Consider the following 7,737-nt stretch of genomic DNA (forward strand, 5'->3'; position numbering starts at 1 on the left):
TTCAATTTTAAGAATATACAGTTTTTTTATGTAATCATACCATGATTATGACAATGTTGACTTCTTTACTTTGTATCGTATTTTATTTATTCAAAAAGAACCTCTAGCACATGCTAGAGGTTCTTTCTATCTTACTACTCTTTATCTACTTCTTTTTCCTTATCTTCTACTACAGATACGACAGGTTTATCATTCGATAATTGCTGTACTGCTCCTTTGCCCGCAAATCCTTCTAATAACTCTTTTAAATCAATGCCAGAAGAAGCTTTTAACGTTTCTTGCATCGTTGCCATTAAATCAGTCGCATAACCTGCCACTTTTCCAGCGCCGCTATTCTTACCACCGCCGCCTGTATCGACAACTGTAATTTTATCAATATTGCTAAGTGGGCTTGCAATTTCTTTCGCATAACTTGGAAGCATTTTAAGAACCATATCCATAATTGCGGCTTGACCGTATAATTCAAACGCCTCTGCAATTTTTTGCTTCGCTTCTGCTTCTGCTAAACCTTTTAACCTAATAACGTCTGCTTCCGCTGTACCTTGTGCTTTTTGTACTTCTGCTTTCGCTTGACCTTGTGCTTTTTCAATTTCCGCTTTCGCTAAACCTTCCACACGTACTTCTTCTGCACGAGCTCTTGCTTCAGCTTCGATCTTATATTGATCCGCATCTGCCTTTTTAATTTGTTTTACTTTTTCAGCTTCTGCTGACTGCTCCACAGCATAGCGATCTGCATCTGCTTTTTTCTTAACTTCTGCATCATATTGCTTTTCACGACGTGCAATTTCTTTTTCTTCTAATTCAATTTGCTTTTCACGCTCAATGATTTTAACGCGCATTTGCTCTTCTGTAACACCTTGTTGCGCCTTCGCTTGTTGTAATTCATAAGAAAGATCCGCATCTGCACGAGCTTGTTCTTGCTCTCTCTTATAAGACTGTACTTTTAATTCTTTATGCTTTTCAGCTTCAGCAATTTGTGCATCACGTTGATATTCAGCTTCTTTTGCTTCTTTCTCAGCACGTGCTTTTTCAATACGTGCTTCTTTTTCACGCTCTGCGTTCGCAATTGTTGCATCACGCTTAACTGTCGCAATTTGCGGCTGACCAAGTGCATCTAAATAGCCGTTCTTATCCATGATTTCTTTAATTGTAAAGGAAACGATGCGAAGCCCCATCTTCTTTAAATCTGTAGAAGCTACTTCGTGCACCTTTTGAGCAAATTGCTCTCTATTACTATAGGCATCTTCTACTGTCATAGAAGATAAGATAGCACGGAGATGTCCTTCTAAAACTTCTTTCGCTTCTATTTTCAACTCTTCTGTTTCTTTTCCTAGATATTGTTCAGCTGCTGTAGATACTTCTTCAATTGTCGATCCTACTTTAATAATAGAAACACCATTTACTGTAATCGGTACACCTTGCTTCGTATACGTATCACGTGTACCAACTTCTAATTTGTAGTTTAATAAGCTTAAAAGCTCTGCTCTTTGCATAATTGGAACTACGAAAGTACCGCCACCTCGAATAATTTTAATCTTCTTTCCATCATCCGTGGTAACAACGTTCTTTCCACCACCAAGCCAGTTCCCTGTAACAATTAACGCTTCATCTGGTCCAACTGTTCGATACTTCGTAATGAATACTAAAATAAGTAGAATTAAAATTGCGAGTAAAACTCCACCGATAATTAATGGAATCGTCATGTAAATTCCCCCTTATAATTTTGGTTTTTTTAAAGAATAAGCGATGTTTTGTACAAGTAAAACACCATCTTGGACTCCCTCGATAATAACCTCGGTTCCTTGTGAAATATCTTTTTTTCCAATTGTTTTAGCTGGGATTGCATTACTTCCAAATTGGGAAGAAATTAATACTTCACCAAATCCTTCTGTAGGAATTGTCGTAATGACCTCTCCCTTGCAACCAATGAATTCATCCATACGTTGTGCTGTATTTTGCTCTGCTTCTGCAATCGGTTTTAAAATTAGTATTTTCATGATGAAAACCCCGATAAAAGATATAGCAAATGCACCAGCGAAAATAATAATACTATTAAAGGAAAATAAATATTCTCCTATATAACTCAGTCCACATAACATGGCGAAGAAACTAAGTAATAAAGTTACGACGGATACTGATCCGCCTCCAAAACTAAATATTGATTCAAATATATCTCCAAAGAAGATATAAATAACAGTAAGTATAGTAGCAATAATAAATCCGTATAAATAAATTGTTTCAAGTGGATAACCAAACAAAACCATTTCTTATCCCCCTTTCTTAAACAATCCTCTTTTGTTATGTGTATGCCCCACCTCTTTCAAAGATTATCATTCTTAATTTTCAGTTATTTATCCTTTAAAGAAAAACCTGTAAAACAGGCCTCTAAAAAAGAACAGGAGGAACCTATTGTGACAGGCTCCTCCTAGAAAATAACCGATATATTATATATCTATATAATATACTATTTTCCACAAAAAGTAAAGTTAAACATACATTGGAAAAGCACTTATTTTACTGATAATGAGTACGTCCCATCACCATTATTATATTCCATTAAAAAATTAACATATTATCTGGATGAAATGATATAAAATGCAATATTTCATATTATTTCTTCATACATTTTGAACATATAGTGAGCGAAAAGGACTTACAATTTTTACTACAGTGGCTCCATTATTTAAGCGATCAAAACATCCTCGTATTAATATCCTTCCCCTATTCAAAAAGACTTGATCCTAAACATATTTCAACATGAAATTGCCATGATCAGGTCTTCTCAAAAACTTATATAATTATTTTACATAATAATAAGATAAAACATTTTTTATTTCTTAAATAATCTCTTTCTAAATACAAACATACTTAATGCTGAAAGAACAAGTGCTAGTCCAGAAAGTAAAAGTTTACAAAAAATAACCCCTTTTAAAGGGGTTATGCCATTTTCTCTCCTGATTCTTCTTTAAAAAAGCTTTTCATCGCATGGAATACGTCTGCTTTTTGCTTTAAAATATAATATCTGAAGTTCTCATCTTTAATATTTTTATAGGCTGACATAAGCGTACTATGGCGGTTGTACTGGTTTAGTTAGCCGGGATGTAACCAAATTTAATATATTCTATTCCCAAAACTCACTTATAACTTTATTATTTTCACCTCAAGAAATCCATTCCCCTTTAAAGAGGTGTTGTATTTTAGACTCAATAATCATTACTCCCTCATGCCTCCTTACAGCGGGAATGATAAGGCATTTTTTATTTACTCAATTACCGAGCTCTCAAATGTTTTAAATAGTTACCCGCCCCCCAATCACCGAGTATGTTTATTTCTCTAAACCGCTGTCCATAATAATAAATAAAGACAAACCCTTTATCCTTAAGATACAAGCTCTTTCTCAAGAGTATCAAACTCGGTGATTAGGGTAGAGTGGTATAGTCCCCTCTTATTAACTTAATATGTACACCAAAATACCCTTTCAGCTATTGGTTCACTGGCCGATACCCTTATGAAATTTAACAAAATATCCGTTTCGCTTGCTCCTACATATTCATCTTCATCTACATTATAATATTGAACCACTTCAACTTTATATAAGCCATTTTCTATTTCAATCTTATATTTGGAACAATTTTGATCAGGTACTTTGTGATCTTGAAACTGAGCAGCCATTGTAAGGCAGTCATAATCCACTAAATATAGTTGATTTTCTGTTACTTCTATATACCCTACTGCTTTCCTAAAGCATTTATGAGTTATTTCTTCTGTACCTTTTCTAACCTCCACTCTCCAAGAATGTTCAATTCCTTCCTCAGTCATTTGAAAAACTAAAATATGCCCTTGCTTCATCTCGCCTCCAAAATGTTGCAAGAGATTATCTAACTCCCAATCTTCATCTACAAATGATTCGTATTTATTAGTGTTCGCTACTCCAATAAAATTCGTATCACCAAAGTCCATACAAAACCTCATTTTTCTCTTCCCCTTTGCTCGGTTTTTTTTGACATTGTATCATTTTACTTGGGATAAAACACCAATTAATTTAAGTTGGGGTACCCCCCCATACCCATCAAGCTAAGCTTTTGAGAAACCTCCCATAACAAAAATTTTACCTTTTCACAGTTATTCATAGGAGTTCGGCTCGTTTTTTCTTTTTTTTTGGCTTTTATGATGGGTATGTATGGTGCCCCCCTTATGCCCCCTTACAGGGAGAATGATAAGGCATTTTTTATTTACCCAATTACCGGACTCACAAATATTTTAAATAGTTACCTAACTCCTAATAACCGAGTATGTTTATTTCTCTAAATCGCTGTCCATAATAATAAATAAAGACAAACCCTTTATCCTTAAGATACAAGCTCTTTCTCAAGAGTATCAAACTCGGTAATTAGGGTAGAGTGGTATATTGTAGTTGTATTTTAACATCTATAATAAAAAAAGACGGCATGGAATTTTTCCACGCCGTCTTTTTGTTAATTTTAGTGAGTTTATGTTACTTTTTATTTGGATTTACTTCTTTCATTTGAATTTGGAAAATATCACTGTCTTTTATACCCAAGACCAGCATCTCATCTTTTAATGAACGCCAGGGCTCAATTTTGATGGATTTAGTCGATCTATCCCGTAAGGTGTATTCGTGAATATAATATGTTTTATCATTTTTCTTCATCGTATGCCTCTTTTATTTTATATCAATTAATTCTTCAAATTTAAATTGTATATGCGTATTGAAAGCATCGAAACAATGAATCAATTTTCTCCCTGGATCTATAGAAGTTACTGTTATGTATTGGTGATGTAAATATCCATTCCTGTAATAAGAGAGGAATATTTCTTCATTACATGTTAGGGATTGTTGTAAGGATCGCTGGATTCGTTCTTTTGTATCTTCAGTAAGTATAGGCTTATTAACTTTATCTTGGTCGCTTATCATCTTATTAATTTCATCGTATTGTTCTACTACAGATTTAAAGGGATTCCATTTTACCATATTATCAAGACATTTTTTCAAGTTTTCTAGAAATATGAATGTCCCAATCATTGTACACATGTATATGTACAATGATCCTCTCATAAATAACACACGTCAAATTTCCTCCCCCTAATACAATATTCTCCCTATTGGGGTATTACCACACATCCATCAACTTAAGGTATATGTTTATACAAAGGCGGATCTTTCCATGTAGTTTTTCATTATTTTTTATAGATGTTATAAAAGTAGGCACATCAAATAAACCCTGACGGGTTACAATTTTTTCACTATAATTATGCTACCTGATGAATGGAAGTGGTATACTCATAAACAACACCCAAAATATCAAAGACCGTTTTTTTCTCATATCTGTGGGATTTTCGTCCGTTTCGCTGTAGGAGGTTAAACAGACGAAGGAGAATCTTTGATAATTCTTGGGTGTTTTTTTGTAATGCTTGATGAAACAGTAAGAAATAATCTTTAATCATGTACATCGCTTTATATTCACTTAGCTCTTTCTGTTTCTTACGTAACAGGAGTTCTCTCATTTTAAACATAGTAGAAGAACATAATAGGATACTAATGAGTTGTCCATAAAGGTGACATTCTAGCCGCTCTTGTTTTATAGATTTACAACGATGAATTTGAAACCAGGATTTCCATATCTTAAATAACAGTTCTATTTGCCAACGTAGTGAGTATAAATCATAGATTTTCTCTTTTGGTACCCATTCCGTAGGAATGTTTGTCATATACACCGTAATTCCTTGTAGAAGTTTCGTACGCTCTGTATATGTAATTCCTTTTTTCTTTTCACGAATGGCTCGATCACGTAGGCGTTTTTGTTCTTGCTCCTCCGTACATCTATAAACCACAATGCGAGTAGGCAATTTGTCTTTGCTCCCTACATATACATCATGTAATTCATACACTTGGCCAGTTTGTAATTGGTTCATGATTTCTTCCAAATGAATTTGTATATATACCGGCCTTAGTTGAGCGGGTTTTGTTTTAAATACGACTGTTTCGAACTCTTTTCTATATATCTTAGTTGGTAACTTAAGACGTGATAAATAATATCCTTGCCTATCTTGAATAGACTTAAAGTCTTGTAAACGAAAATATCCTAAGTCACGAATATACAGTTCATTCTTTTGTGCCATACCTGTTCGAGTCGCGCCATACGCTTGATCACTTCGTTTTCCTGGTTCAATTTTCACATCAGAAAATTCTCCACTCAACAAGTCATACTCTAGTTGAATTTTCACATCAGCTTTATGACTACATCCTCCGGCACCAGGATAAGTAGCTGCAAATCGATCCGGAACTTGAAATGTTGTAGAATCAAGGATAAGAATACGCTCAAAGTGAGCAGAAAGAGCATGAGAAATCTTAGATAATCCCCCAATTTTAGCTTGTAGAAGTGTAGTAAATACAGTTCGAAAGAAGGTTACAGAAGCCGAATTAAATCGCCGATTAAGTCCCTCAGGACTTAATAAAACTCCTGTTGAAGTTTCTAATTGACTACAAAGTTGAGTAAGAGAGGTAGTGGCAATTTGTTGATTTAACCATACACACAAGGATAAAAAATGGTGCCCATGGCACTTACGTTTTCGTTTCATTCCGCCTGCTTCTATAGCTAATTGATTAAGTGTAGCGGGAGACATATAGCGATATAACTCTTCGGCAAATAAAGACAACTCTTGTTTTTGATGCATATTCATAAAAAGCACGTCACCCTTTCTCATTAACATAAGAGAATAGTAACGCACTTTTAACTTCAAGAATAGTCTGAATCCTTAAGTTGATGGATGTGGGGTATTACCACATGCCCATCAACTTAAGATTTTTTAAGTATCCCCTAAACGGAAATTTTGTGTTTTTTAGAGTACCGAAGTTTATTTTTATCGTTTTGGGGAGGAATGTGTTTCTTAACTTGATAACGATGTAGCGGTGCCTTTTAAATAAATGTATAATTTATATATTAAAGTTTAATTAATAAGAGAGTAATTCGAAAAAGGAGAATATAACATGGAAACAAAAACTTACAAATATCCTAGACAGAAGATTAATGGAATTTGGCTAATAATTGCTGGCGTAGCAATGTTTCTACTTTTAATAAAATATAATGGTTATCCAAATTTTTGGCCTTTTGGTATCGTTTATATTTTAGGTATGATTTGGCAATTAAACTCTAAAACTAGAAAGAAATTAGCAGTTAGTTCTGGGACACTGGAACAAAAAAAATGGTCCAATTTTTCAATAATTCTACTAGCTACTTTAGTCTTTCTCATTTTCCACTTTTTTTCCGATGATTTTAGAATTTGCTGGTTATTAATTCTTTTAGCTGTAGGCATTCATTTTTTAACTTTCATTCCAGTACACGGAAAATTAATGTTATTTTTATCAATCTGTTTAATAGTCAATGCATTCATAGGATTAATCATTACTAACATAAGTCTAGATGTCTTTTTTATAATAGACGGTTTAATAAAAATTTTATTTGGTAGTATTTTTATTAAGTTGAGTCCTATTAATTTTTAATGGAAAATTTTTATAGTTTTAATAAGGGCCAGGCAAAAAATATAAAAAGCCGTCCATCAGGACGGCTTTATTCTTTACATAATTATCGAAAGCGGAAGTTAATCAACGAGGGTTTAATCTCAACATTTTCTTGATTTAATGATAATAGAAGATGGTCTCCGTTTTTCATTTATTAATTCTGGCATTTTTTCTAATCCTGTTGGAGTTGACTCTGG

Annotated in this window: 7 protein-coding genes and 2 pseudogenes; 1 reads left to right on the plus strand and 8 read right to left on the minus strand. The window is 33.7% G+C overall.

The genetic code is table 11. The annotated features are described in order from the left end of the window. Positions 1-134: 134 nt before the first annotated feature. The 7 genes and pseudogenes from MR065_RS19450 to MR065_RS19480 all read right to left on the minus strand — a co-directional run bounded on the left by MR065_RS19450 (position 135) and on the right by MR065_RS19480 (position 6,702). Entirely contained in the window at positions 135-1,703 is a 1,569-nt protein-coding gene (locus MR065_RS19450) for a flotillin family protein (RefSeq protein ID WP_242214795.1), read from the minus strand. Between the two features lie 12 nt (positions 1,704-1,715). Beyond that, on the minus strand, positions 1,716-2,264 hold the full coding sequence (locus tag MR065_RS19455) for an NfeD family protein (RefSeq protein ID WP_000242436.1): 549 nt from the start codon (positions 2,262-2,264) through the stop codon (positions 1,716-1,718). Between the two features lie 673 nt (positions 2,265-2,937). Further along, positions 2,938-3,090, minus strand: a pseudogene (locus MR065_RS19460) (sporulation protein YhbH); the annotation flags it as partial. Positions 3,091-3,453: 363 nt separating this feature from the next. Continuing rightward, a complete protein-coding gene (locus MR065_RS19465; protein WP_242214800.1) occupies positions 3,454-3,960 on the minus strand; it encodes a hypothetical protein in 507 nt (168 codons plus the stop codon). Positions 3,961-4,495: 535 nt separating this feature from the next. Then, complete coding sequence (locus MR065_RS19470) at positions 4,496-4,672, minus strand: hypothetical protein (protein WP_242214796.1); 177 nt, start codon at positions 4,670-4,672, stop codon at positions 4,496-4,498. A gap of 12 nt (positions 4,673-4,684) precedes the next feature. Then, positions 4,685-4,993, minus strand: a complete 309-nt coding sequence (locus MR065_RS19475; RefSeq protein ID WP_242214801.1) for a YolD-like family protein — start codon at positions 4,991-4,993, stop codon at positions 4,685-4,687. 278 nt (positions 4,994-5,271) lie between these two features. Beyond that, positions 5,272-6,702, minus strand: coding sequence for an IS4 family transposase (locus tag MR065_RS19480; RefSeq protein WP_242214797.1), 1,431 nt, complete (start codon positions 6,700-6,702; stop codon positions 5,272-5,274). A 307-nt stretch (positions 6,703-7,009) separates the two neighbouring features. Between MR065_RS19480 and MR065_RS19485 the strand changes: the two genes are divergently transcribed. Continuing rightward, a complete protein-coding gene (locus MR065_RS19485; protein WP_242214798.1) occupies positions 7,010-7,522 on the plus strand; it encodes a DUF6609 family protein in 513 nt (170 codons plus the stop codon). Between the two features lie 119 nt (positions 7,523-7,641). Here the strand turns inward: MR065_RS19485 and MR065_RS19490 are convergent. Then, positions 7,642-7,737 (minus strand): annotated as a pseudogene (locus MR065_RS19490) (SAM-dependent methyltransferase); the annotation flags it as partial.

Source organism: Bacillus cereus group sp. BfR-BA-01383 (genome assembly GCF_022663495.1).
Lineage (GTDB): Bacteria > Bacillota > Bacilli > Bacillales > Bacillaceae_G > Bacillus_A > Bacillus_A cereus_AU.